General features: G+C 35.6%; 25 protein-coding genes and 1 tRNA gene. 19 read left to right on the top strand and 7 right to left on the bottom strand.

The window, feature by feature from the left end:
* The first annotated feature begins 324 nt into the window (after positions 1 to 324).
* The 16 genes from EJ01_RS10775 to EJ01_RS17550 all read left to right on the top strand — a co-directional run bounded on the left by EJ01_RS10775 (position 325) and on the right by EJ01_RS17550 (position 14,387).
* Positions 325 to 1,641: an MmgE/PrpD family protein gene (locus tag EJ01_RS10775; RefSeq protein ID WP_048082973.1), complete on the top strand. Its 1,317-nt coding sequence runs from the start codon at positions 325 to 327 to the stop codon at positions 1,639 to 1,641.
* Between the two features lie 53 nt (positions 1,642 to 1,694).
* Positions 1,695 to 2,594 carry a peptidase gene (locus EJ01_RS10770; protein WP_048082974.1) on the top strand — a complete coding sequence of 300 codons (900 nt, stop codon included), beginning with the start codon at positions 1,695 to 1,697 and terminating at the stop codon, positions 2,592 to 2,594.
* A 73-nt stretch (positions 2,595 to 2,667) separates the two neighbouring features.
* Positions 2,668 to 3,528 carry a fumarate hydratase gene (locus EJ01_RS10765; RefSeq protein WP_048082975.1) on the top strand — a complete coding sequence of 287 codons (861 nt, stop codon included), beginning with the start codon at positions 2,668 to 2,670 and terminating at the stop codon, positions 3,526 to 3,528.
* Between the two features lie 6 nt (positions 3,529 to 3,534).
* Positions 3,535 to 4,356: a citryl-CoA lyase gene (locus EJ01_RS10760; protein WP_048082976.1), complete on the top strand. Its 822-nt coding sequence runs from the start codon at positions 3,535 to 3,537 to the stop codon at positions 4,354 to 4,356.
* 104 nt (positions 4,357 to 4,460) lie between these two features.
* On the top strand, positions 4,461 to 4,775 hold the full coding sequence (ahaH, locus tag EJ01_RS10755; RefSeq protein WP_048082977.1) for an ATP synthase archaeal subunit H: 315 nt from the start codon (positions 4,461 to 4,463) through the stop codon (positions 4,773 to 4,775).
* A gap of 33 nt (positions 4,776 to 4,808) precedes the next feature.
* Entirely contained in the window at positions 4,809 to 6,812 is a 2,004-nt protein-coding gene (locus EJ01_RS10750) for a V-type ATP synthase subunit I (protein ID WP_048082978.1), read from the top strand.
* Positions 6,813 to 7,304 (top strand): ATP synthase subunit K, encoded by a 492-nt coding sequence (locus EJ01_RS10745; protein WP_048082979.1) that lies wholly within the window; start codon positions 6,813 to 6,815, stop codon positions 7,302 to 7,304.
* 31 nt (positions 7,305 to 7,335) lie between these two features.
* Positions 7,336 to 7,959, top strand: coding sequence for a V-type proton ATPase subunit E (locus EJ01_RS10740; RefSeq protein ID WP_048082980.1), 624 nt, complete (start codon positions 7,336 to 7,338; stop codon positions 7,957 to 7,959).
* Between the two features lie 15 nt (positions 7,960 to 7,974).
* A complete protein-coding gene (locus tag EJ01_RS10735; RefSeq protein ID WP_048082981.1) occupies positions 7,975 to 9,132 on the top strand; it encodes a V-type ATP synthase subunit C in 1,158 nt (385 codons plus the stop codon).
* Entirely contained in the window at positions 9,129 to 9,449 is a 321-nt protein-coding gene (locus EJ01_RS10730; protein ID WP_048082982.1) for a V-type ATP synthase subunit F, read from the top strand. Before EJ01_RS10735 ends, EJ01_RS10730 begins: the two co-directional genes overlap by 4 nt.
* Positions 9,446 to 11,197 (top strand): ATP synthase subunit A, encoded by a 1,752-nt coding sequence (locus EJ01_RS10725; RefSeq protein WP_048082983.1) that lies wholly within the window; start codon positions 9,446 to 9,448, stop codon positions 11,195 to 11,197. Before EJ01_RS10730 ends, EJ01_RS10725 begins: the two co-directional genes overlap by 4 nt.
* A 2-nt stretch (positions 11,198 to 11,199) precedes the next feature.
* Complete coding sequence (locus tag EJ01_RS10720; protein WP_048082984.1) at positions 11,200 to 12,591, top strand: ATP synthase subunit B; 1,392 nt, start codon at positions 11,200 to 11,202, stop codon at positions 12,589 to 12,591.
* Between the two features lie 35 nt (positions 12,592 to 12,626).
* Complete coding sequence (locus EJ01_RS10715) at positions 12,627 to 13,265, top strand: V-type ATP synthase subunit D (protein ID WP_048082985.1); 639 nt, start codon at positions 12,627 to 12,629, stop codon at positions 13,263 to 13,265.
* A 1-nt stretch (position 13,266) separates the two neighbouring features.
* Positions 13,267 to 13,659 (top strand): DUF22 domain-containing protein, encoded by a 393-nt coding sequence (locus tag EJ01_RS10710; RefSeq protein WP_048082986.1) that lies wholly within the window; start codon positions 13,267 to 13,269, stop codon positions 13,657 to 13,659.
* Between the two features lie 146 nt (positions 13,660 to 13,805).
* Complete coding sequence (locus tag EJ01_RS10705) at positions 13,806 to 14,210, top strand: DUF61 family protein (protein ID WP_048082987.1); 405 nt, start codon at positions 13,806 to 13,808, stop codon at positions 14,208 to 14,210.
* A 27-nt stretch (positions 14,211 to 14,237) separates the two neighbouring features.
* Positions 14,238 to 14,387 (top strand): hypothetical protein, encoded by a 150-nt coding sequence (locus tag EJ01_RS17550; RefSeq protein ID WP_169740462.1) that lies wholly within the window; start codon positions 14,238 to 14,240, stop codon positions 14,385 to 14,387.
* Between the two features lie 106 nt (positions 14,388 to 14,493).
* On the opposite strand, the gene EJ01_RS10700 is transcribed toward EJ01_RS17550, so the two are convergent.
* From EJ01_RS10700 to EJ01_RS10670, 7 genes are all read right to left on the bottom strand, one after another.
* Positions 14,494 to 15,651, bottom strand: coding sequence for an ATP-grasp domain-containing protein (locus tag EJ01_RS10700; RefSeq protein ID WP_048082988.1), 1,158 nt, complete (start codon positions 15,649 to 15,651; stop codon positions 14,494 to 14,496).
* Positions 15,652 to 15,680: 29 nt separating this feature from the next.
* Positions 15,681 to 15,752, bottom strand: a tRNA-Gln gene (locus EJ01_RS10695).
* 433 nt (positions 15,753 to 16,185) lie between these two features.
* A complete protein-coding gene (locus EJ01_RS10690) occupies positions 16,186 to 16,845 on the bottom strand; it encodes a CRISPR-associated protein Cas4 (protein ID WP_048082989.1) in 660 nt (219 codons plus the stop codon).
* Positions 16,846 to 17,194: 349 nt separating this feature from the next.
* Positions 17,195 to 19,531: a DEAD/DEAH box helicase gene (locus EJ01_RS10685; RefSeq protein WP_048082990.1), complete on the bottom strand. Its 2,337-nt coding sequence runs from the start codon at positions 19,529 to 19,531 to the stop codon at positions 17,195 to 17,197.
* A 54-nt stretch (positions 19,532 to 19,585) separates the two neighbouring features.
* A complete protein-coding gene (locus EJ01_RS10680; RefSeq protein ID WP_048082991.1) occupies positions 19,586 to 20,212 on the bottom strand; it encodes a hypothetical protein in 627 nt (208 codons plus the stop codon).
* A 332-nt stretch (positions 20,213 to 20,544) separates the two neighbouring features.
* On the bottom strand, positions 20,545 to 21,927 hold the full coding sequence (locus EJ01_RS10675) for an MFS transporter (RefSeq protein ID WP_048082992.1): 1,383 nt from the start codon (positions 21,925 to 21,927) through the stop codon (positions 20,545 to 20,547).
* Between the two features lie 100 nt (positions 21,928 to 22,027).
* Complete coding sequence (locus EJ01_RS10670) at positions 22,028 to 22,630, bottom strand: SOUL family heme-binding protein (protein WP_048082993.1); 603 nt, start codon at positions 22,628 to 22,630, stop codon at positions 22,028 to 22,030.
* A gap of 343 nt (positions 22,631 to 22,973) precedes the next feature.
* Here EJ01_RS10670 and EJ01_RS10665 point away from each other — a divergent pair, with 343 nt between their 5' ends.
* The 3 genes from EJ01_RS10665 (at position 22,974) to EJ01_RS16600 (ending at position 25,071) form a co-directional block, all read left to right on the top strand.
* Positions 22,974 to 23,480: a PRC-barrel domain-containing protein gene (locus tag EJ01_RS10665; RefSeq protein WP_048082994.1), complete on the top strand. Its 507-nt coding sequence runs from the start codon at positions 22,974 to 22,976 to the stop codon at positions 23,478 to 23,480.
* Between the two features lie 262 nt (positions 23,481 to 23,742).
* Positions 23,743 to 23,988, top strand: coding sequence for a hypothetical protein (locus EJ01_RS10660; RefSeq protein ID WP_048082995.1), 246 nt, complete (start codon positions 23,743 to 23,745; stop codon positions 23,986 to 23,988).
* Positions 23,989 to 24,210: 222 nt separating this feature from the next.
* Positions 24,211 to 25,071 (top strand): helix-hairpin-helix domain-containing protein, encoded by an 861-nt coding sequence (locus tag EJ01_RS16600; protein WP_052376089.1) that lies wholly within the window; start codon positions 24,211 to 24,213, stop codon positions 25,069 to 25,071.
* The last annotated feature ends 27 nt before the right edge of the window (positions 25,072 to 25,098 follow it).

Genomic DNA, 25,098 nt, shown 5'->3' with positions numbered 1-25,098 from the left:
TCCTATAAAAAGTTATTCCAAATATGACTGTCTATGAATATTATCACACCCTTTTCTGGTGCAAATGCATATAATATCATAATATATGGAAGTAGTGAATTGGATAAGAACCAATGTAGAATTGAATCGAACTATTTAAAGTAATATTAATCTATTAATTTATATTATTAATGGATCTAGATCATTTTTTATCAATTACTATAATCAATTTATCTAATTTTATCCATATTTACACATGATTTTTTTAATTTACATGTTTTTACAGAGTATATGATTAACAAACTGATCAAAAAGTTTATCTTATGAACCTAGAATTTACGATCAATGATAACAGGAAAATTTACAGATTTTATTACTGGAACTCACCATAAAAAAGGCCCTAAACAAGCCATAGATCAGGCTAAACTCTGTTTTTTAGACTTTTTAGGGGTAACTCTCAGGGGATCTAAAACCAGAAGCTCAATTGCAATAAATAATATTGTAAAAGAAGACAGTGAATCAACTATCATTGGCCATAAAAAAGCAAATATTCTTGATTCTGCTCTTGCAAATGGGATAGCTGCACACTGCCTTGATTTAGATGACGGACACAGATTTGCCCAGATGCACCCCGGAGCCTGTGTTATACCCGCAGCATTATCAACCTGCGAAGCATCTAACAAAAGTGGAAAAGAATTTATAAACTCAATCATTGCAGGCTATGAAGTTGCAATCTCCCTTGGAATTCTTGTAAACCCCGAACATCGGAATAAAGGGTTTCACAGTACTGGAACCTGCGGAACGTTTGGAGCTGCAGCTGCTGCATGCTACGCACTAAAACTTGACAAAAAAGAGACATTAAATGCCCTTGGACTTGCAGGAACTCAGGCAGCCGGCCTTTTAGAATCAGACCATTCTGGATCAATGGGAAAACATCTACATGCAGGAAAAGCTGCACATACAGGAGTTTTATCAGCGCTTCTTGCAAAAGAGGGATTTACCGGCGCTTCTTCAATCATCGATGGAAAAGAAGGGTTTATATCCTCAATGGTAAATGGTGATATTAATAATAAGAAACTGGAAATAGGAAATTTCCATATTCAGGATGTATATTTCAAAAAATACCCAGTATGCAGACATTTACACTCTACAATTGATGCTGCTTTTTGTATTTTAAATAAAAACAGTATTAAAACAGATGATATACAAAAAATAATCGTTAAGACATATAAAATTGCTGCAAACCATGATAATTATGATCCAAAAACAAAAGAAGCTATAAGGCAAAGTTTACCTGTAAGTCTTGCAATAGCAGTGCGAAATGGAAATTTAAGTCTTGATGACTTGAAAACAGATGATGAAATAGCAAAAATTTCCAGTAAAATTGTCACTGAATGTGATGAGAATCTGGATGAATCATACCCATATAAAAGATCATCAAACGTAATAATCCAAACTGAAGATCACTCCTACAGTGAATGTGTTGATTTACCAAAAGGAGAACCTGAAAACCAGTTTACCTTGAATGAATTAATGGACAAATTCATAGAGTTGAATCCAGGAGTATCGGCCAATATTTTAGAAATACTAGATGATTTAGAAAATTATAACATGAAAGAATTAATGATGACACTGGATAATGAATTTAAAATAACTAACTAAACTATTCAGATTTAAAATTAATAAATTACGCTAATAGAGAAGGATAAGTGATAATGATGCAGACTAAAGAGTTTCTTAAAACTATTGGAATAGAAAATAATAATTTAAGAGTATCAAAAAAGAGGTTTCCAGATGGTTCACAGTACAGGTTCGAAGTTCCAGGGATTCAGAAACCCGGTGCAATGGCGGCCCTTATTGATGCTACAGATAAATATGGAGTTAAAGTCCACAGGGTAACACAGACTAAAGGAATAATGCTCCTTACAGATTATGAAATAGAACAGATGATTGACATTGCTAAAGACGCTAAGGTAGAACTTTTTTTAAGCGTCGGGCCCCGTGCAACATATGATACAAGTGCATCTGCAAAAACAAAAGAAGGAATGAGAATTGGCTATCGGTTAAGAGGTTATGACAACCTTGTATATGCCATAGAAGATGTTAGAAGAGCTGTGGATCTGGGAGTTAGAGGAATCGTAGTTTATGATGAGGGACTTCTCTGGACACTTGGAAAAATGAGGGATGATGGCGAACTCCCAAAGGATACTCATTTTAAAGTATCTGCCCACACAGGACATGGGAACCCTGCTTCTGCAAAGTTACTGCAAGAAATTGGGGCGGATTCATTTAATCCAGTAAGAGATCTGCAGATACCTATGATCGCGTCAATAAGGAATGCAATTGACATTTCTATCGATCTCCATACAGAAAATCCCCAGTCATCAGGTGGATTTATAAGACACTACGAAGTCCCTGATATAATAAAATATGCAGCGCCTGTTTATCTTAAGACTGGTGGAGCAGTAGCTGGACATCATGGATGGGACACAACAGAGACACAAGCTGCAGAACGTATAAGACAGGTCTCACTTGTTCAAGACATGATAAATAGATATTACAGCGATGCAGTAATGTCCGGGAAAGACGCATCAGACTTAGCAATCCCAAAATAATTTTAGATTATCTGGAATTTAAAGTATATACTCAATTATTATCTAAAAATTGTACTTAGGAAGTGTTTATTGGATGGAAATAGTTAATTTAATCAGAGACGCAGTAATTGAAGCAAGTACAACTTTCAGGAAGGATCAGTTTGATGCTTATAAAAGAGCAGTGGACATGGAAACTAATGAAAACACTTCCTGGATGCTTGAATTACTCATAAAAAATGCTGAGATAGCAAATAAAAATAAGGTTCCTCTTTGTGATGATACAGGTATTCCACATGTTTTAGTGGAAATTGGAGAAAATGTCAGTTTACCTGCTAATTTCTTCGAAGATATAAAATTTGGAATAGAAAAAGGTCTTATTGAACTTCCTGCAAGACCTATGGCCGTACGGGGCAATGGTATTGAACGGATAGAACAGAGTAAAGGGCTATATACTGATCCTGGAAAACTCACCCCTCCATCATTTATACTTGATAAAAGTCGATCAGATGGTGTGAATATTCATATTTTAATGTTAGGTGGAGGCCCTGAGATTAGGGCAAGCACATATAGAGTTTTCCATAAGAGGGATAATAGAAAAGTATTTAATGAAGTTAAAACATGGATGAAATCAGAGGTCAAAATGCTTGGGTGCACTCCATGCATCCCTGCTGTAGGCATTGGTAGAACTCATTTTGAAGCTTCGTCATTGATGGTAAAAGCAATGGCATATGGAAATTTGAATGAACAATCCAAAATAGAAGAGGAAATAACAGAATCCATAAATAGTTCTAAAGTAGGGGCACTTGGAATTGGGGGTTCTGTTACTGCACTTGGATCTTTTGTTAGAATTGGTCCGCAAAGAGCAAGCGGTGTTAGAATTTTATCTATGAGACCGTGCTGCTGCGTGGAACCACGAAGATCGTCAGTATTTCTCCATTCCTCAATTCTGGAGTGATATATCATGGCAATTGGAAGAGAAACAATAGAAAACCTACTTAAACTTGGTAATCCCAAATGGAAGACCAGCATAACAAGCGTTGAACCAAATAAACTTAAAACTAGAGGATACATGCAGGAGGATCTTATAGGAAATATATCCTTTTCTGAAATGGTTTATTTACTCATTAAGGGAGAATTACCACCAGAAAGTGAATCAAAAATGTTTGAAGCAGTCTTAACTTCCTTTTGTGATCACGGTGTAACACCCCCAAGTACTCAGGCTGCAAGAATTATTGCATCTACAGGATCCCCAATGCACGCATGCGTTTCAGGCGGACTTTTGGCCTTTGGGAAACACCATGCAGGAGCCATAGAGAATGCCATGAAAACCATTCAAGAAGGTGTTAAACGATCACATGGAGATATAGAAGCAACTGCCAGGGAAATGGTGGATGAATTTTTAGAAAGTGGAAATAAAATACCTGGTTTCGGCCACAGATACCACAATGAAGATCCAAGGGCCCGCAAACTTATAGAACTTGCCAAAGAGTACGGGTGTTCAGGAATACACACTGAGCTTGCACTTACAATTCAAAGTATTCTTTTAGAAGAAAAAGGAATTAGAATGAATATCGACGGAGCCAATGCAGGCATATTGTCAGATATGGGTTTCGATTGGACTATTGGGACTGGAATATTCATGATTGGGAGACTTCCCGCTCTCGTTACACATATATATGAAGAACAGACCAGAGAAGCTCCTTTCAGAAAATTATTCGATACAGAAGAGATTTACTATGACGGCATTGATGAACGCAGGATAATAAAAGAGGATGAAAAGTAACATACCTCTTTATATATTCATTTATAAAGAAATTCCTCGGAAAATTAAATAGTAAAAGATAAATATAACTGAAAATAGAGTTTTGTTCATCATGGTGATTCAAAATGATGTCGATATCTGAAGCTATTACGACAATTAAAAAGGCAGAAAATGATGCCGATAAACTAATAGAGGATGCAAAGCAAAGATCCTCTAAAATGAAAGAAGAAGCGAAAGAAAAGGCAGAGGTGCTTATTAAAAACGCTAAAGACGAAGCTCATGAAGAAACTGGTGATATAATCTTTAAAGCAGAAGATGAAGCTAAAAAAGAAACTCTCCAAATATCAAAAGAAGCTGACGAGAAAATAAATAAAACTAAAAATCAGGCTGCAGGTAAAGTTGATGAAGCTGTAGACGTTATAGTTAAAAATATACTATAGGCCTATTCTCGTTAGTTAAAAAAAAGTGATAATATGTTTAAGCCAGCGAGAATGAAAAAGCTTAAAATACTCACTTTAGATGCCTATTCTAATTCTGTGGTAAGTGCTCTTCATGAAGAAGAGATAGTTCAAATCCATGATATTTCAGAACGCATCCAACAGGATGCGGAATGGAAACAAATTTTAAAACCATCAAAGGCCACTGCCTATACTGGTAAACTATCTTCACTTCAAATGAAGACTGCAGGAATTGTTGATTTTTTAAAATCCGCAGAACGAAAAGAAGGCGGCATTCTTAAGAGTGTTATGGGCTTTATAAATCCAAAAGTACCACAAAAAAAAGAAGTTGAAGATCTAGATACGGAAACTCTCATTGCACATGCAGAATCCGTTCTAGACAAAGTAGAAGGACAAACAAAAACAATCGAAAATAAAATAAATATTCTTGATTCAGAAAAAAACGAGCTTAACAACGCTCTTAACATTGCAACTAAACTCCAAAATATTGATATTGATCTCAGTGATTTAGAAAATACAATATATACTTCTGCAATAGCTGGAAAAATGCCCAGTGCTCAATTTGAAGAATTTAAAAAAGAAGTAACTTCCATAACAGATCAGATCGTGATTTTAGAGCAAGATGCCGAAGAAGATACAAAGATCTTAATCGTCATAACTTTAAAAGAATATGGTAGTAAAGTCTCAGCTCTTCTAAGAAGATTCGAATTTGAGTTGTATAATACTTCAGGACTTTCCGGAAAACCAGCTGCAATAATTTCAAGTGCCGAAGCTAGAATCAATGAAATTGATAATGAAAAAGCACAATTAATGAATGAACTTGCAGATATTGCAGAAAAATGGAAAGATGATCTTTTAATATTAAAAGAGCAGCTCGATATCGAAAAAAATAGAAATGAAATATTTTCTTTCTTTGGAGAAACAAATAAAACTTTAATGTTAGAAGCATGGGTTCCAGTTAAAAAGGCAGATAAAGCTGTTGAAACCATTAATGAATCCAGTGAAGGTTACTCCATCATTGAAGTAACTGATCCTGAAGAAGGAGATGACATTCCAATTCATCTGGATAACCCACGTTTTGCCAAACCATACGAAATGTTCGTACATATGTACTCTCCACCAGGTTATAATGAAATAGATCCATCAATATTCCTTGCATTAATGTTCCCATTTTTCTTCGGGTTCTGTCTTACAGATGCCGGTTATGGTATTGCAGATGCTTTAATTGGTATAGTTTTAATTCTTGGACTTGGAAAAGTAAATAAGATGATGCGCAATATGGGTATTATCATGGTTACAGGTGGTCTATGGGCAATTATACTTGGTACAATTACAAATAGTTTCCTGGGAGATATATACGGTAGATTCCTTATAGGAGATCCAACTGTTGCGATCCCTGGAACTGTAGAAGCAGTCAATGCATTTGCACATCCTGATAACATATTAATTATGGCAATAGCAGTTGGTGTAATCTACACAGTTATAGGGCTAATAATTGGAGCTCGTAACAATTTAGTAGCTGGAAAAACCAAAGAAGCTTTAGGAGAACAAATAGCATGGCTAATGATGTTTGTAGGTGTTGGTCTTGCAGCTGCATCTTTCTTGTTAGGATTAAGTTCAATTTTACTCTATGTAGGAGGAGCCATTGCCGTTATAGCCATTATCATGTTCATATATGTTAATGGACCATTTGGAGTCATGGACCTTATGGGAATGATTGGAAATATTCTATCATATGCAAGGCTGCTTGCTCTTGGTCTTGCAACAGGCGGAATAGCTATGACTGTGAACATTTTTGTCCAGTTAGTGGGCGGAATTCCTTATATTGGTTTAATACTCATACCAATAGTATTTATATTTGGACACATCGCTAACGGTGCGTTCCAGACTTTCGGAGGTATTATTAACGCTCTCCGTTTACATTATGTTGAATTTTTTGGTCAGTTTTACATCGGCGGAAGTCAAAAATTCCGGGCTTTCCGTACAAAAAGAAAAATTACTAAGTTAGGAGGTAAATAAATGGTATTAGAAATAGGTGGCGCACTAGTAGCAATAGGCGCGGGAGTAGCAGTAGGTTTTGCTGGATTAGGATCAGGTTTAGGACAAGGTATAGCAGCTGCTGGAGGTGTAGGTGCAGTTGCAGAAGACAGAGGTATGTTTGCTCAGGGCCTTATCTTCGCTGTACTTGCAGAGACTCAGGCTATATACGGTCTGTTAATTGCTATACTGTTAATGTTAGGTGCTGGAATACTTGGTGGAGCAACAAAGAATATTAGCGTCGCTATGGGATTAGCAGCAGTAGGTGCAGGTGCAGCTATTGGATTTGCTGGTCTTGGTTCTGGTATCGGTCAGGGTATCACTGGAGCATCATCTGTAGGTGCAGTAGTAGAAGACAAAGACATGTTTGCTCAGGGCCTTATCTTCGCAGTATTATCAGAGACTCAGGCTATATACGGTCTGTTAGTTGCTATATTGATAATGTTAGGTGTTGGACTCCTCGGAGGAGGTTAAGTATTCAACAGAATACTTGGAGGATAGTTAAATGAACTCTGGGGCAGATAAAATTGTCTCAAGCATAATTTCTGATGCGCAAAGTAAGGCTGATGTTATAATCCAAGAAGCTGAAAGAGAAACTGCTCTTATTGTTGAAGAAGGAGAAAAAGAAGCAGTTTTAGAAAAAGAAAAGATCCTGGAAAATGCCAATAAACAGTCCGCAATGAAATATCAACAGCTCATCTCTGAAGCTAAAATGAACTCCAGAAGAGCAGAGCTTGAGGCAAGAGAAGAAATAATAGAAAGTGCATTTAAACGTGCCGAAGATGAACTAAAGAAAATTGCATCTACTGATAGTGATGAATACAAAGAATCCCTCAAAAAAATCATAGAAGAAGCTTCTATTGAGATTGGTGGAGGAGACTTAATATTATCATTAAAAGCAGATGACGTTGCCAAAGTCAAGGATGCAATTTCATCACTTGAAAAGAATATTGAAGGAAAAACTGGCACTAAAACAACCTTAGAGATTGGAGAAAACATAGCTACCATTGGGGGAGCTGTTGTAAAAACCAAAAATGGAGATATTGAAGTTAACAATACAATCGAAGCTAGAATGCTGAGGTTCAAAAAAGCTCTACGATCAGAGGTTGCAAAAATATTATTTAAATAATAAGGGGGAAAAATCATGGCAGATGGTATCATATCAATAGTAGCTCAAATGGGTTTTCCCTCTATTGATCCTCTTTTAGGTCTTTTAGCACTGGTAGGGTTAATTGTTGGAGCTATAGTGATAGTGGTAGTCATACGACCATTGTTAGATATTTTTCCATATGCTTACCCTAATGCACGAGTAAGAGCAAGAACAGGAAAAATTCTTACAGAAAAACAATTAACAGAAATTATCGAATCAAATGACTTAACAGAAGTGACAAATTATCTTAGAGGACTTCCAGACTATGCAAAATACATAGATCAGTATCCTCTAGAAAAAGCCCTTGATACGCATCTTGCAGATAATTATGAAACATTAACCAAAATAGTCCCAAAGGATATTAAACCTATTTTCAGTGTTTTACTCCAAAAATGGGATATAAGGAATATAAAAAGCATAATTGCTGCAAAAGAAGCAGATTTATCCAGAGATGAAACTGTAAATCTTATAGTTCCATTTGGAGAGTTAAAAGACTCACTGGATAAACTTTTAGATGCAAAAAGTATCACTGAAATTATCAACGGTCTTGAAGGGACAGCATATGCACATGTTCTTGATGAGGCATTGCCTGCATATCAAAAAACAGGCATGGTTTTACCTTTAGAAGCTTCGCTCGATAAATTTTTCCTTGAAAACCTATTAACCGCTACATCAAATCCTTCTGATGAAAGCACAAGAGCTTTACATTCATATATAGGAACACAAATTGACGCAGCTAACTTAGGCATCATTTTAAGGGCAAAAGCTGAAGGTCTAAAGTATGACGATATACAACCTTATATTGTTTCAGATGGTTATCAAATTAGAGAATGGAAATTAAAAGACCTAATGGAATCTGAAAGTGTAGGAAATGTTGTAAGCAGCCTAGACGGAACTGAATATGCACAAATTCTTACTGATGCTTTACCAGAATATACTAAAACAGGTTCTGTAGCACCACTGGAAGCAGCTTTAGACGAAAAAGTCAGACAAACTGCAAAAGCTTTATCAGTTAAAATACCTTTCGGAATAGGGCCAATTGTAGGTTTCTTAAGCAAAAAAGAAAAAGAAATAAGAAACTTAAAGGTTATAACTCGCGCAAAAAGAGAAGTAGGATTCTCTAACTCAAAAATTAAGGAGTTGCTAGTATGAAATCAAGTATAGCGGTTATTGCAGATCCAGATACAGTTACAGGATTTAAGCTTGGAGGCATAAAATCAGGGTATCCTGTAGAAAATATGGAAGAAGCAGAAACCACCCTTAAAGAAGTTTTCAAAGGAGATTTTTCAATCATAATAACCACTGAAAAGATTGGAGATGAACTGAGGAAAACAATTGAGAGACTCACAAAAGCAAGCGCGTTACCTATGATAATTGAAGTACCCGATAAAACAGGTCCATCTGAAAGGAAGACTGATCCTATTGGGGAACTTATTAAACGAGTAATTGGGGTTGAGATGGTAAAATGATTACAGGAAGGATAATTAAAATAGCAGGTCCCGTTATTGTTGGAGACGGCATGAAGGGAACCCAGATGAATGAGATGGTTAGAGTCGGTGAAGAAGGACTTATCGGTGAGATAATCGAACTGGAAGGCGACACAGCAACCATTCAGGTTTATGAAGAAACTGCTGGTATCAAACCAGGGGAACAAATTGAAAGTACTGGAGGGCCACTCTCAGTAGAGTTAGGTCCTGGAATTCTTACATCCATTTACGATGGAATTCAAAGGCCACTTGAAAATATTAAAGCCTTAACTGGAGACTACATTGAAAGAGGTGTAGACGTTCCTGCACTACCTAAAGACAAAAAATGGAAATTTGTCCCAAAAGTAAGCGCAGGAGCACAGGTAAAAGGCGGAGACGTCATTGGTGAAGTTCAGGAAACTTCTTCCATAGTTCACAGGATCATGATCCCTCCAAAAACAGAAGGTACTCTAAAAAGTATCGTAAGTGAAGGAGAATACACAATAGTAGACGACATAGCTGAAGTGGAAACATCAGCCGGCGTTGAAAAAGTACAGATGGTACAGAAATGGCCTGTAAGGGTTGGAAGACCATACAAATCAAAACTTGACCCAGACATACCACTGGTAACCGGTCAAAGAGCACAGGACACATTCTTCACAGTTGCAAAAGGTGGAACAGCAGCTATGCCAGGTCCATTCGGTTCAGGTAAAACTGTTACACAGCAGCAGCTTGCAAAATGGGCTGACGCAGACATCGTTGTATACATAGGATGTGGAGAACGTGGAAACGAAATGACAGAGGTTTTAACCGAGTTCCCAGAACTTGAAGACCCAAAAACAGGAAAACCACTCATGGACAGAACAGTCCTTATCGCAAACACATCAAACATGCCTGTGGCTGCAAGGGAAGCATCTGTATACACAGGAATTACCATTGCAGAATACTTCAGAGACATGGGATACGATGTAGCTCTTATGGCTGACTCAACATCAAGATGGGCAGAGGCTATGAGGGAAATTTCAGGAAGGCTCGAAGAGATGCCTGGTGAAGAAGGTTACCCAGCTTACCTTGCATCAAAACTCGCTCAATTCTACGAAAGAGCAGGAAGAGTAACCACAGTAGGTACAGAAGATAAAGTAGCATCATTAACAGTAGTCGGTGCAGTATCACCTCCTGGTGGGGACCTTTCAGAGCCTGTAACTCAAAACACTTTACGTATATCCAAAGTGTTCTGGGCGCTTGACTCATCACTTGCAGACAAACGTCACTTCCCTTCAATTGACTGGCTGCAGAGCTACTCATTATATGTAGACAGCATCGCAGGATGGTGGAACACCAATGTAGGTGACGATTGGAGAGAATTAAGGGACGAAGCAATGCTTTTACTCCAGAAAGAATCCGAACTTCAGGAAATCGTTCAGCTAGTAGGTCCTGATGCATTACCTGACAGGGAAAGAGTCACCTTAGAAACCACAAGGATGCTAAGGGAAGATTTCCTCCAGCAGAACGCGTTCCACGAAATAGACACTTACTGTGCACCAGCAAAACAATACGGAATGCTTAAAACCATAGTCATGTTCCAGGAACACGCTACCGCAGCTCTTGAACGCGGCGCGGCATCCAACGATATCATTGCACTCAGCGTAAAAGAAGACATCGGTAGAATGAAATACATACCTGAAGCAGAGTTTGAAGCTGAGATTAAAGCAATTCAGGATAAGGTAATTAAACAAACTAGTGAGGTATGAAAATGGATTTAAATATCAAAACAAGGGAATATACAACCGTTTCTGAAGTTTCAGGACCTCTCATGATTGTAGAAGGTGTTGAAGATGTGGGCTACAACGAAATAGTAGACATAATAACACCTGCAGGGGACGCCAGAAGAGGACAGGTTCTCGAGGTACGTGAAGGTTTTGCGGTTGTACAGGTGTTTGAAGGTACAAGCGACCTTAACACAGCAACAACCAAAGTAAGATTTACAGGTGAAACAGCGAGATTAGGTGTTTCCCTTGACATGCTCGGAAGAGTTTTCGGAGGTACTGGAAAACCTATAGACGGCGGTCCAGAGATCATCCCAGATAAAGAACTCGATATTAACGGAAACCCAATGAACCCAACCGCAAGGGAATTCCCAGCAGAATTTATACAGACTGGTATCTCAACCATAGACGGAACAAACACTCTTGTTAGAGGACAAAAACTCCCTATATTTTCAGGATCTGGATTACCTCACAACGACCTTGCAGCACAGATTGCAAGACACGCTAAGGTAGTAGGAGAAGAAACTGAATTTGCAGTTGTATTTGCAGCTATGGGAATTACCCACGAAGAAGCAAACTTCTTCATGAGAGATTTCGAAAGAACCGGAGCTCTCGAAAGAGTTACAGTTTTCATGAACCTTGCAGACGACCCTGCAACTGAAAGGATCATTACACCAAGGATGGCACTTACAACAGCAGAATACTTTGCTTTTGAAAAAGGAATGCACGTTCTTGTTATCTTAACTGATATGACCAACTACTGTGAAGCATTAAGGGAAATTTCAGCTGCACGTGAAGAGGTTCCAGGAAGACGTGGATACCCAGGTTACATGTACACTGACCTTGCTTCACTCTATGAGAGAGCAGGTCGTATGGAAGGTAAAGAAGGTTCAATTACCCAGATGCCAATTCTTGTTATGCCTCAGGATGATATTACCCACCCAATTCCTGACTTGACCGGTTACATTACCGAAGGACAGATCGTATTAAGCAGAGATCTTTACAGGAAAGGTATTTATCCTCCAGTAGACGTACTCCCATCACTTTCAAGATTGATGAGTGGTGGAATTGGTGAAGGAAGAACAAGAGAAGACCACAGCGGTGTATCTGACCAGCTTTATTCAGCATATTCTGAAGGCCGTGACTTAAGAGACCTTATGGCTGTTGTTGGTGAAGAAGCACTTACAGAACGTGACCGAAAATATCTCGCATTTGCAGATGAATTCGAGAACAAGTTCGTTACAGAAACCAAAGATGAGGACAGGACCATCGAGGAAACACTCACCATTGGTTGGGAACTTCTAAGTTTACTTCCTGAAGCTGAACTTAAAAGGGTTAAAGCAGAGCATATTCCAAAATATCACCCTGCACATAAATAACCTCCTTTTATTTATTTTTAAAAGAGGGATAAAAAATGGCACAAGAAATGTTAGAAGGAGTTAATCCAACAAGGATGGAACTTCTTAAACTTAAGGACCGTGAAAAGCTCGCAGTTAAAGGGCATGGTCTCCTTAAAGAGAAAAGGAATGCTCTTATAATGGAATTTTTCAACATACTGGAACGTGTAAAAGGTTCCAGAAATGAAGTTGAGAAAAAAATGGCTGAGGCATTTGAAGATCTCACAACTGCTCAAATTGTTATGGGAGACTTAGCTGTTAAAAAAGCTGCGGTGTCTGTTAAAGAATCTGTCAAAGTGGATATCGACTCACGGAGTGTAATGGGTGTTGTGGTGCCTATACTTGAAGCTGAAACTTCACAAAGAAACATGGTTCAAAGAGGTTACGGATTTGTAGATACTTCTGCCAAACTTGATGAGGCAGCAAGGAAGTTCGAAGAATCAATCAATTTAATACTTGAACTTGCAGAAATCGAAAAAACCATTGTACTTCTTGCAGAAGAGATAGAATCAACAAAAAGAAGGGTAAATGCGCTAGAGCACATAATCATTCCAAGAGTAGAAAATACAGTCAAGTACATTGAAATGCGGCTTGAAGAAATGGAAAGAGAAAACTTCGTAAGGTTGAAAATGATTAAAAAGGCCATGGAGTCATAAAATGGGAGCTATTAGAGTATTAAATAGGGTAGATGAGGTTAAAGAAGAGCTTAAAGGCGAAGAACTTCACGCACTAGGCGATTTTAAAGTAGGAAACATTATTGGTAAACTACGCGCCGTAATAGCTGATGAGGACATGGATATTAAAGCTAATGAAGCCAAATCAATAAAGATTAAAAAAATCAATATCCCTGCAAACCACATAGTGTTCTTATCTGCTTATGCATCAAACAGATATGGACATACAGTAGCAGTGGGAGAAGAAGTTCATCTTCCTATGAGCATGAAAAGAACAGTTGACTATGCTTCATTTCTTGCAAACATCGATGGTACTATACAAAAAGACGACTTACTTGGAGTTTTAGTTCTTCTCCCTGTAGAGATGATCAAATAAACTCCTTTTTTTACTATTTTTTTTATTTTAATACCTAAAAATAAATCAAAGCTATTTATACAGTTAGATATATATTAAAGGCATTATTTTCCTATTTTACATCATTTTTATAAAGCTTATATGAATGGAATAGATAAAATTAATAGATGAAAAAATTAGATCCTTCAGATAACATTCTTAAAAAGCAGGTTATAAGTTTAAACAGGCATCTCCCAAGACGTCGAAAAACATTAGCAGAACTTTTGAAAGAAGAAAGGCCCCACGTACTAGGTGCAGATGGTACAAGGCACAGATTTAAAAATGCTGAACTTAAAGAAATAGCCAGCATGATTGATAAAGAAGACTATAAAAAATTAAAACTTCCTATTTATATTGAAATCGAGTCGCTGACATCTGGAGCAAGAATTGCTGGAGACATGGAGTCAACCATTATCTGCAAAATATTAAATATTGACCCATGTAAACGTGAACTTTTTATATATAGACCTCAAATAAAGGAACTTAGGATTAAGTTTCCAACAACTACACAGTACATCTTTCTCGTAAGATAGTTAAATTAATACAGTCAAGGTGATCAAATGAGTATAGACCCAATAGAAGATATCATGGATGATCCAGATAAACGTGCAAAATTATTTTTAATACTCTCTGGAGCATCAATTGTAGTAACTATAATGATAGTAATAGGGACATTAATCTTTATTCTACGTGTTTTAGGCCTATTTTAGATAAATTACTAACTTATTTTATAGAATTAAAAGTAATCAAGATAAGTAGCGAACAAAAATTAGCTACTTATCTTTTTAAGTATATATAAAACGCTATTTTTAAATATCACACACTGACATTTCTAGCCAGTATTTTTTCAGGAAATGGTTCAAGCTCATTATAAACTCGTTCAACCAATTTTTCTGCTTTATAAATGGCCTTTTCAAGACTTTCATCTGATGCTATGACTGTTGCAGCAGGTTCATCTTTTTCAATAATGACATTTTGCTCAGGAATATCATATACTCCATCAAAATCTAGATCTCCTGCAATACAGCGCCTCTTTGCAAAAATAACCATCTTAACAGCGAATTTATTCGGTTGGGGTATTTCAATTATTGTGCCGCTGCACGCATTCACATGGGCATCCACCATGTTAATTCCAAGCACTTCTTCAGCACACTCAAAGGTACCCTGAAATCGTGGGTTAACTTCTATAACATAGATGTCTTCTCCAGTATGGATCATATCTACCCCATTTGATCCTAAAAGTGATAACTCCATTATGGCATCTTCTGCTGTTTTTTTAACCTGCAAGTCATCAGTGAATGGAACTATATTCCCACAGTATGCAAATTCATCAGGCTGCCCAAGTCCATCTTCTCCAAGTATCTGTCTGCTTGTAAAAATCGCCTTTGCTTCGTTCCTTGTTGATAAAACCGATGCACTTACATTTTGGCCTTCGATAAACTCTTGAAGCATCATACCTCTAAAATCAGTATTTTCATTTGTTTCTTCAAACCTTCTGATGCCCTTGCCCCCAGCCCCAAAGATGGGCTTTACAATGAATTTTCTATCTTCTTTGCTCTTCACTATTTCAGCTGCCTCACTGTAAGAAGATACTAAAAAAGTTTCTGGGACGTTGAATTTATCTTTGAGTAAATTATAAAGGTTATATTTATTTTCGATATGTGCAATTTTTTTGTTCCCTACTACTTTTGATTCTGGAAATTTATCAGGCATTGCTCCTGCACTGCATAGAATACAGTCTACATCATCAACAACTTCATTTGCATAAGTCTCAAGAAGTTCAGGATCGAACCTTTCGATGTAGTGTCCACAGGATTCATAGGGAATTTGATTTAATATGCACCTTAAATAATCAGAACATTTTACAAGGTCACTTGTACAAAAATAATCTACTGAATAGATGGTGTTTCCCATCTTTTTTGCAGAGCATGCCACAGGTCGCGAATTTGTACCTACAACAAGAATGTTTTTCATAAAACTACCTCTTGTGGTTTAAAGGGAAATAGTCCCGAGCGGAGTCGAACCGCTGTCCCCGGTTCCAAAGACCAGGAGGATTACCACTACCCTACGGGACTAAACTAAAATAAGCAATTTGTCTGCACTGTGGCAGATTGATTGTTTACTGTTTTTCCTATTTAAATGTATCGTTTATAAATTTAAATAATAAACCCATGTATTTCGGGTTTTATTGTATTTAAATTTATCTTTTGATGCTTTGGGACATAGTATAATTCAATTTAACTTTAATACACCATTTAACAGATAATTGCCTATCCTAGATTTCCCCCAAGTATTACAATATTGCTATTTTTTATGTATAATAACATATAACTTTTGTGGAAAATTAGTGAGAAAAAAGTTATTACAAGTTTAAAAATAAAAATATCTCAAGTAAATCAGTTCTTAATTTTATAATTACCCCAAGTTGTACAATTACAATCAAAAAAGAGTATTGATTAATTTATTTATAGCAAAAACTGTTAAAAACATATTGTTTTGAAGGTATTATCATACCCGCCTATCACATATCTTATTGAATCTGCATTTTCTGCATTTATTAGGATTATCAGTGGAACCAAATTCAGTATTTCCAGATATCAAATCATGTACATGATCTATAAGGTCGATTATGCCTTTTTCAGCTTTTTCGTCAAAATAAGATGCCCAGAATATATTATCAGTTCCCCTCTCTCGAAGAGATGCTACTATTTGCCTGTCTTCTTCGATCATATCTTTAAATGCCAGGCAGTATCCATATACCTGGTTTATACTTGAATAATAAGGTATAGTTCCAGGTTTATCATCGATTATTATAAATTCATCAGGAGTCATCCATATTTCATCTATAAATCCTCGAATTCCATAATTAGCTGAAACTACAGGAAATTCACGCGATAAAAGTTCCCCTGTTTTTGAGGATTCCAGCATCTCATCAAATGTTGCTGGTACTGCTTCTTCTTTGAAGTTTTCCTCTAAAACAGCGTGCTCTTTTACTCCCTTAATCATAGCCGCTGTAGGTGCGGTTTTAATCTGGCGCACATTCTCAAGGAAAATACCATATTCACAGTATCCCTGCTTGTTTAACCAGCTAATAGGGAAGTTAGTCTTATTTTCAATTATCTTAACTTGAGATACAGTTGGGTGAGGAATTGAATCTGGAAATGACATACATTTGCTCCTAACATATTCTAGAAGATTTTGCTTAATCCAGTACTAGTGCCAACATTGGTGCAGAAAGTATTAAGGGAATATTTCAAAAATATATCCAAATTTGAACATTTAAAATATTTTCATATCCCGTATAATTCAAAATCTTCTCAAACAATATTATTAGAAGTTAAATGCATTATATAAACACTGTTTTTTCTTCTCCAAATTATAAAATAGATAATACAAAAATTTTGCACAGTAAAAAAGTCAATATGATTACTATGATTTAGAAATCTAAATTCATGAAATTATGTACAGTCATTATATAATATTTAACATAAAAAAAACTAAAAATAAACAGCAATACCTATATATGAAACAGATTATTTAGCCCTTCCCAGTGCCATTCACCATCTCTATCCCAACCAGTTGCAACATTAGGAACATATCTCAATGCATTATTAAAGAAATAGCCATCTTTTAATGAATTTAGACCCACAAGTAACAGCAGCCCCTGAGGCCTGCTGAATGCTACAAAATACTGCCTTATAAGGTCATCAAACGCCCTATCAAGCGCACCTCGTTTTGGTATTCCCAGTTTAGAAAATTTCCTCATGTTATCCTCCAGGGTACATGACTTTCCAGGGGTTCCAGGAAACCTTTTAAATGCATGATTTGCATAATTCATTTTAAAATCAGAACCCACGTCCACTATAACAATAGGAAACTCTAAACCTTTAGACTGGTGAATTGACATTATATTTATCCCATTTTCAGGCAGGTTCTCAAGAATATCCAGATCAAGGTTTATAGCGCCTAATGCAATAGGTACAAATATATTCCACATCACCTCTATTACTGAATCTTGATTTATATCTCTATTTCTACCATTTAATACAATATTTGACTTAAAATCACTGAACAGGCTGGTCTGTGTAATGGTTTTAATAATGATCTCCAGATAAACAAGTCCTTCTTCATCTAATATTTCAGGTATCCATTTAACCATTTTATAGATAAGCTCAACTAGAGGAACCTCTATTTTATCCTCTTTTATTCGAAAATAGCTTCTCCACGTATCTATAAAAGCATGCATTTCTTTAGATTCATCTTCTTTATCATCTATATATTTTAAAGCCTTAGACCTCCAGATTTTAAATCGAAATACCGCATTTCGAGGCAACCTACCAAAGGTATTCTGGATTTTACATTCAGGATCTATACATTCCAAAAGAATTCCACATAATACCTCAATAACAGGTATTCTACCCAAACTCTGCCCACGTGGATTAAAAACAGGTATCTGGGGATTAATTTTATTTAATTCATCTTTAAGAAGAATTGGAAGTCTAGGATTACCTTTAAAATCTAGTTCAAGAGGAGAACTACATAAAAATGCAATATCTGAAGGAGATCCATCTTTTTCATCAATTTTGATTTTAAATGAACTACCTTTATAATCTAAATTAAATCCTTTACCATGACTGGCCTCCCTAATAAAATTTGCCAGATCTGCCGCAAGTGTGTTAATATCATCTCTAAACATTCCCAGAACAGGGACATTAATCGAATTTTCTAAACTGGACGAAATTGACCTTTTACCTTCTGCACGTACATTCTGAAACTCTTTATCAAGCCGTATAAACTCATTGCAGAAATCAACTATATGCTCTGTGGACCTGTAATTTTTAGAAAGGTTTACAAAAAGAGGATTTATTCCAAGATATCCATTTAATCTATTTCCAAAATCTGTAAAAAGATCCACAGTGGCTCCTCTGAACCTGTAAAGTGACTGGTCATCATCGCCAACAACAATGATACTTCCTTTATTCTTGACGGCTACATCTGCAATTTTCAAGTAAATAGTTTCTTGAAGCAGGTTTGTATCCTGATATTCATCCACCAAAACTATTTTGATATTTTTTAAACCTTTAAGCCCATCAGTCTGGAGTTTTCTTAAAAATTCATCCTCAAGCATTGAAAAATCAAGGAGGTTCCTGTTTTTTAAGTCACCTATATAATCAGATATTGCATCATGAGCTATTTTAGCGCCAGGGTGCTCATAATCATTTATAAACTTTTCAAAATCAATTCTATCATGGTATACCCTGTCTTTTATCTCAAGGAGTATCTGACTCATCATTGAAACATTAAGTCTTGTTCTTGAACCCCTTATGTGATTTAAAAACCCATGAAGATCCTTATCTCTTTGACGGTCATGGTCAAGGAGTCCAACTTTTATCATAAGTGCATTGGATACAAGATCTTCAATTATAGCAGGCGAAGAGCCAGAATCACTGCTTTTTAAAATATCTTCAGCTATACTATCCAGCGTACCTGTAACTATTCTTTTGAAATCAAGCTTTTCAATCAGGACCCGGATGGAGGAATACTTTGGATTTTCCATTAAAGTTGATTTCAGTTCATTTCCCCATTCAATCGTCCGGGATTTTAATTGTGCTGCTGCTTTTCTTGTAAAAGTAGTTGCTAAAATTGAAGATGGTTTTACACCGTCTACAAAAATAAATTTCAGTATTTTTAGAACCATTACAGTTGTTTTACCGCTTCCAGGACCTGCCACTATAAATAATGAAGTATCAGGGGCAGGGATTATTGCATTATGCTGGTCTTCATTTACCTCGATCCTTATGTCCCTTCCAAGCTTGTCCAGAACTATTTTTTCAAAATCAGGGTATTCAATCATAAACCGCACTCATTAAAAATAATTAAATTAAATAAAATAAAAAATATCAAAGATTTATTCATCTTTGGACGCTAATTCCTTTTTTCCAAGGCGATTCTTTATCATTGACCAGAAATCTTTGTCTTCATCGCCTTTATTTTCATCTGGTTTTAGCTGCTCCCCAATAATAGCATCCCTGCTTAAAACCATGTCATAATCTTCCTTTAGTTTTTTGTATTCGATTTCTTTAATTTCCAGCTGTTTAGCCAGCTCTTCAGTTTTAGTTTCTAATTCCTGGAGTTTTGAGGTATCCATTTTATACAATTTTGTAGCTTTGGTGTGTTTACTAAAAAGTTCCTTGTAAGATTTCGATAGTTCGCTGTGTTTCCATTCCAGATCTTTAAATTCTTTCTGGTATCTAAGTTCCAGTTCTTTGAATTCCTTTTTATATCCTTCAATGCTCATTTCATATCCTTTAAGCTTGCTCAGGTACTCCTTAACTGCCCATGTATCTTCCACGCCGAATAACTCTTTAAAGTATTTTTCAGGTATTATAAGCACTCCTTCTTTACATTCCAGGTTATCAGATCTTTTAAGGGGGATAAGATACTGATTATACTCATAAACCTTTTGTTTACCGCCCACTGTCTTTTTAGCTCTCTTTTTATAGCATTTTACAGAGGTCTTAATTAGCTGTACCATTTATTCACTACTCCAAACCGAAGTCTAAGGGAAAATTTAGAGTATAACGCTCTTCCAGTTGTTCCATAATATGTTGAAAAAATCGAAGATTTTTTCACGAGTAAAATCAGAGATTTTACATGTTGAAAAATCTAGGATTTTTCACAATAAAAATCGGAGATTTTTATATGTTTTATGCATATATATTTCCAACTTACACTAGCCATATGTTTATTTTTACTATTTTTATACCTTATCATATGGGGCGGTGATAATATAAAATATAGGCAATTTATGAAATTTTTTATAAAGTTATTTCATCACATATTAAAAAACGTAAGCCCACCATATAATTAACTTTTTGAATGCATTTTCATAGTTTTAACTTGCTCTAAGCGGCCCTTAAGACCCATAGTTAAAAATAGCATCATAACCGCAGCAATACCAACTGCAATATATGCAAATTCGTAACCTGCATAAGTTCCGCCCCCCGAAGCAATTATACCGCCCACCAATGCACCGCCGACTAACTGCCCAGCACTGGCATTGATGTTGATCAGTGCCTGACCAGAGGCCCTGTATTTTTCTGGACTTTCTGATAACATGATGTATCTCAAAGGGGCGCCGATAATTGTAATTAACCCCACACCCAAAATGAGGCAAGATAAGATAAAAATATAGAATGAATATGCAAAGAAGCTTAAAATAAAAAGGCCTGCAATTAATATAAAGCTGCCTGTAAACATCACTTTTTTGGATCCAAATTTGTCAAGTAATTTACCAACTAAAGGTGCACAGATAGCCATGGTAATCACCAGAGGGAGAATCATTAAACTAGCAGTAGAAGTGGACAGAGATAACGAAATTACCGCAAATGATGGGAGAAATACTATTGCCACCTGGCTTAAGCCAGAGCCTATCGATATACCGGTAGCCAGCCTAACTTCCCTATTTTTTAATAAATTAATCTGAATTATGGGGTCTTCAGCACCTCTCTCAATTCTCCATAGGACCGGCAGTAATACAATAGAAAATAGTAAAAATGGCCACACATAAAGTGATTTAAGACTTTCAGTAAAATTACTGCTGTCTATCTGATTTACCCCAAATGCAAGTGAAGCAACCAGAATTCCCAGTACCAGGGTCCCGTACCAGTCAAAGCCTGAAACCCATTTTCTTTTAGTTTTAGGTAATATGAAATATCCTGCAGCTATAATTCCTGCAGCTATAGGTATATTTATTATAAAAAGCCACTGCCAACCATAGTTAAGAAGTAAACCCCCAAGTATTGGTCCAAAAATCGCTGACAAACCAAATACGGAGCCTATAATACCAAGTGCAGAGCCGCGTTTTTCCGGAGGAAAAGTGTCCCCAATAAATGCGCTTGCAACTGGAAAAATTCCCCCTGCTCCAAAACCCTGGATAGCCCTTCCAAGAAGCATTATTTCAAAGGAAGATGAAAATGCAGTGATTACAGAGCCTGCAGCAAACAAAAAGATATCGATTATGTATATATTTCTCCTACCGTAAACATCAGATATTTTAGCCATAAGCGGCGTCCCTATCATGAAAAAAAGTATATAAATAGTAAATATCCATGAAACAGCCCTATCATTTACAGCAAAAAATGATTTAACGGCAGGCAATACTGGCCCTACAATGCCAATATCAAGGGCACCCATAAAAACACCCACAAAAAGCAGGGCCAAAATTCTGTTTCTCTGTTTACTGTCCATGATAATTATTGTATTTATTGGTTAAAATATTTTTGAGCGTATTTAATAACTTTGAGAGGAAATATATGACAAAAAGTAATTAAAAAATGAGTTCTATTTTTCAAATTTCCACTATTATCTCGTTTCTCCTTAAAAAACCAGGTACTGCAGGATGGTTATATTGTGCTACCATAAAACGTGATTTAGGCTTAATTTGATTTTTAGAAAGCCATTTTTTTAGTTCTTCAGTCTTTTCTGTGGCAAGTTTTTCTTTTACCCTACCTTTAAATCTTAAGACCGCAGTTTTTTGATTTTTAAATTCTTTAAAATGAATTCTTTTATCATTGGGCTCCGGCAAAGTGTCCATAGCATATTTTGACGGTATTGCAAAAGATATACGCTGAAAATTAGCTTTTGTTTTTTCTTCAGTAACTGGAGTAGTCATGTCTATCCTCTCTGAATCACTAACAGTTTCAGTAGTTACGGGAGCAGTCATTTCTATTTTTTCGCTCATTTCCTCTTCTACAACAGGTGCAGTCATTGCAATCTTAGAACGCTTTCTGTTACCCCCAAAAATGTAACCTGCAAGGATCATGAATCCTTTACGTACAGCATCATCAAATGATGCGTCGATATCCACCTGGGCTAAAATATAATCCGCATATTTTCTTATTTCAAAATTATCTTCTTTACTTTCTACATCATATGCCAGCGTTTCAGTCATATTTAAACCCCAGATATATTTTGTTCGAAATTATTTAAGTAATTATTTTTAATGTACATTTAATACTAAAGATTCAAAGTTTTTATAGCCCATTTATATTAAAAACTCAAAAACAGGGTTAGAGTTATAAATAGTAAAAAGAATTCAAAGTAATATTTCACCACATATAGTTTAAAAATCAATAAAAATCATAATAAATCTCGAAATTTAAAATATATCCTGCAAAAATAGCATAATACCAAATAAATTATTTAAACAATTACACCACTTTTTTAAACGAATATTATTTATATTATAAAAAATAAAATATGTGTTACCAATTAAAAAGGAGAACGCGTTAAAAATGAAAGCCAGCAAATTTATAGGAATGACAGTTTTAGATAATGACGCTAAAGAAGCAGGTAAAATAGCTGAACTTGAAATAAAACTAAAACACTGCCTTGTAGATAAAATATGGGTGGCTACAGGATCCGCTTTAAATAAAAAATATTTTTCAGTTAAAGAGGAAGACCTGGATAAAATAGGAGACTATGTACAGCTAAAATTGAATGGAAAAGAGATCGATCAAAAAACTAAAGTTAATAAATTAGGCGAACTTGCAGAAACCGGCTCATTATTTAAGGATATTGTAGGAAAAACTGTCTTAACCTGCGATGCTATGGATGTAGGTAAAGTGGGCGACATGCTCATCGATCCTAAAGGTTGCCTGATCCATAACGTGCTCATATCTACAGGACCCGCTTTCAGAAAAAAACATTTAGTAGTATCTGATGAAGATGTACATAGTTTTGGAGATTATGTTATACTAAAAATGAGTAAAGAAGATGTGAATAAAAGAATTACCGATTAATTGTTTTATTTACAATAATTTTTATTCTCTTTTAAAAACAACCATCAATATGGTTGTAAATTTTTACATATTAGTTAAAAATATAATAGTACTGATGACCAATATACTATAGTGAAATTTTTATTTTAAAAAAATTTTATTTTTAAAGTAAACCTGCTCATTTTTGTGAGTGATGGTTAAAAATCTGATTTAAAGTTAAAAAGCTGATTATATCACGCTTAACTTAACAATAGTTACAGAAATCAGGTAAATGGTGAATAACATGGTATGGGCCACTAAATTAAAAGTATCTATTTTGGAAAATGAAAAAGTCTTTGAAAAAGGTAAAAACAGCGTAAAATCAATAAATATAATTGAAGATATGGGAATAATTAAAATTGAGTATGAAAAAGATTCCCCGTGGGATATTGAATTAATTCCGATTCAAAATGCCCAGATAGCTTATAAAAAAGAGGTATCTAAAAGGGGTGCATTGAACTTCGATCCCCATATTAGAGCAAGGGATTAACTACTTTTAAATTTTTAACTTTTTAAGATACCATAAGATTTCATTTTTACTATTTTTTATAGTGAATGACCAAATATTTTTGACGCTATTTAATAAGGTAATTTGTTTATATGCTTTCGAAAATACGATTCTCGAATACCTAAAATTTATAAATTTAAAAAGTTATTTCATTGACTTATATTGAATGTAAAAATTTAATTAAAGATAAACAAAATGAGAACCATGGATACATGTTATCTTGAAGATCGTCACTTTGAACTTAAAACCAGGAAACACAAAATCCTGGATGAACTCTGGGAACTCACACAAAACCACCTGGATGAACACATGAGCAGAATTACAAAATCCCGGGAAGAATTAGACATTTTAATGGCCGTAGAAAATACAGATGAATTTAAAAGCCTTTTAAAAGATTTAAGCTGTGTAAAAAATAGTTTAAATGAACTATATATTCAATTTTTAGATGATAATTTTGATACAGATCTTAAAAAGGATAAAATTATCGCATTAAAGGAAATGTGGGGAGAAGAGATAACTACAGAAGAAATCACAAGGGCTGTAAACTGCAGCAAAGGATATGCGAGGCAGTTTTATCTTCTAGATGGGAAAGTGATTCAGAAAGACAGTAGAAACGGGATCAGTGCAAAAACAAAAAGATACGTCTTAAAGAGGGATCAAAATTCATGTGTAGCCTGCGGATCCATTGAAAATCTGGAAATACACCATATTATTCCAGTAATGGGTTCTACAATTAAAGATCAGGATGAATCCCCAAATTTAGCTTTGCTGTGTAAAGAATGCCACTACCTCGCCCACAGCGGTAATTATTACAGGGGTCTCGCCTATGAAGATCTGGAAGATTTCTGGGAATGGACTCAAAACACTGAAAAAACAAAAATATGGCTTATTTTAAAGGATATTCATGGTGTCGGCCTTAAAATAACTGAAAACATTTATAAATACTTTCCGAGTATAGAAGAGTTAGAAAAAGCAAGTATTAAAAATTTGACCAGAGTTCCACTTGTAAATAAAGGGCTGGCTGAGCGGATTAAGTTAAAAATGAATAATAAATTTACCAGTTAAATACATCTTTTGATGCAAATCACTTAT

This window comes from Methanobacterium veterum (genome assembly GCF_000745485.1).
In the GTDB taxonomy this organism is placed as follows: Archaea; Methanobacteriota; Methanobacteria; order Methanobacteriales; family Methanobacteriaceae; genus Methanobacterium_D; species Methanobacterium_D veterum.
Note: the sequence above shows the minus strand (reverse complement) of the source record. Positions and strands in the feature narration are given on the sequence as shown.

Coding starts and splice junctions, on each gene's coding strand:
- EJ01_RS10665 (WP_048082994.1), top strand. CDS start 22,974: ATGAAAGCCAGCAAATTTATAGGAATGACAGTTTTAGATAATGACGCT.
- EJ01_RS10740 (WP_048082980.1), top strand. CDS start 7,336: ATGAACTCTGGGGCAGATAAAATTGTCTCAAGCATAATTTCTGATGCG.
- EJ01_RS10660 (WP_048082995.1), top strand. CDS start 23,743: ATGGTATGGGCCACTAAATTAAAAGTATCTATTTTGGAAAATGAAAAA.
- EJ01_RS10700 (WP_048082988.1), bottom strand. CDS start 15,651: ATGAAAAACATTCTTGTTGTAGGTACAAATTCGCGACCTGTGGCATGC.
- ahaH (WP_048082977.1), top strand. CDS start 4,461: ATGATGTCGATATCTGAAGCTATTACGACAATTAAAAAGGCAGAAAAT.
- EJ01_RS10680 (WP_048082991.1), bottom strand. CDS start 20,212: ATGGTACAGCTAATTAAGACCTCTGTAAAATGCTATAAAAAGAGAGCT.
- EJ01_RS10670 (WP_048082993.1), bottom strand. CDS start 22,630: ATGACTGAAACGCTGGCATATGATGTAGAAAGTAAAGAAGATAATTTT.
- EJ01_RS10690 (WP_048082989.1), bottom strand. CDS start 16,845: ATGTCATTTCCAGATTCAATTCCTCACCCAACTGTATCTCAAGTTAAG.
- EJ01_RS10745 (WP_048082979.1), top strand. CDS start 6,813: ATGGTATTAGAAATAGGTGGCGCACTAGTAGCAATAGGCGCGGGAGTA.
- EJ01_RS10775 (WP_048082973.1), top strand. CDS start 325: ATGATAACAGGAAAATTTACAGATTTTATTACTGGAACTCACCATAAA.
- EJ01_RS10730 (WP_048082982.1), top strand. CDS start 9,129: ATGAAATCAAGTATAGCGGTTATTGCAGATCCAGATACAGTTACAGGA.
- EJ01_RS10715 (WP_048082985.1), top strand. CDS start 12,627: ATGGCACAAGAAATGTTAGAAGGAGTTAATCCAACAAGGATGGAACTT.
- EJ01_RS10765 (WP_048082975.1), top strand. CDS start 2,668: ATGGAAATAGTTAATTTAATCAGAGACGCAGTAATTGAAGCAAGTACA.
- EJ01_RS10685 (WP_048082990.1), bottom strand. CDS start 19,531: ATGATTGAATACCCTGATTTTGAAAAAATAGTTCTGGACAAGCTTGGA.
- EJ01_RS10720 (WP_048082984.1), top strand. CDS start 11,200: ATGGATTTAAATATCAAAACAAGGGAATATACAACCGTTTCTGAAGTT.
- EJ01_RS10735 (WP_048082981.1), top strand. CDS start 7,975: ATGGCAGATGGTATCATATCAATAGTAGCTCAAATGGGTTTTCCCTCT.
- EJ01_RS10705 (WP_048082987.1), top strand. CDS start 13,806: ATGAAAAAATTAGATCCTTCAGATAACATTCTTAAAAAGCAGGTTATA.
- EJ01_RS10710 (WP_048082986.1), top strand. CDS start 13,267: ATGGGAGCTATTAGAGTATTAAATAGGGTAGATGAGGTTAAAGAAGAG.
- EJ01_RS10750 (WP_048082978.1), top strand. CDS start 4,809: ATGTTTAAGCCAGCGAGAATGAAAAAGCTTAAAATACTCACTTTAGAT.
- EJ01_RS10760 (WP_048082976.1), top strand. CDS start 3,535: ATGGCAATTGGAAGAGAAACAATAGAAAACCTACTTAAACTTGGTAAT.
- EJ01_RS10675 (WP_048082992.1), bottom strand. CDS start 21,927: ATGGACAGTAAACAGAGAAACAGAATTTTGGCCCTGCTTTTTGTGGGT.
- EJ01_RS16600 (WP_052376089.1), top strand. CDS start 24,211: ATGGATACATGTTATCTTGAAGATCGTCACTTTGAACTTAAAACCAGG.
- EJ01_RS17550 (WP_169740462.1), top strand. CDS start 14,238: ATGAGTATAGACCCAATAGAAGATATCATGGATGATCCAGATAAACGT.
- EJ01_RS10725 (WP_048082983.1), top strand. CDS start 9,446: ATGATTACAGGAAGGATAATTAAAATAGCAGGTCCCGTTATTGTTGGA.
- EJ01_RS10770 (WP_048082974.1), top strand. CDS start 1,695: ATGATGCAGACTAAAGAGTTTCTTAAAACTATTGGAATAGAAAATAAT.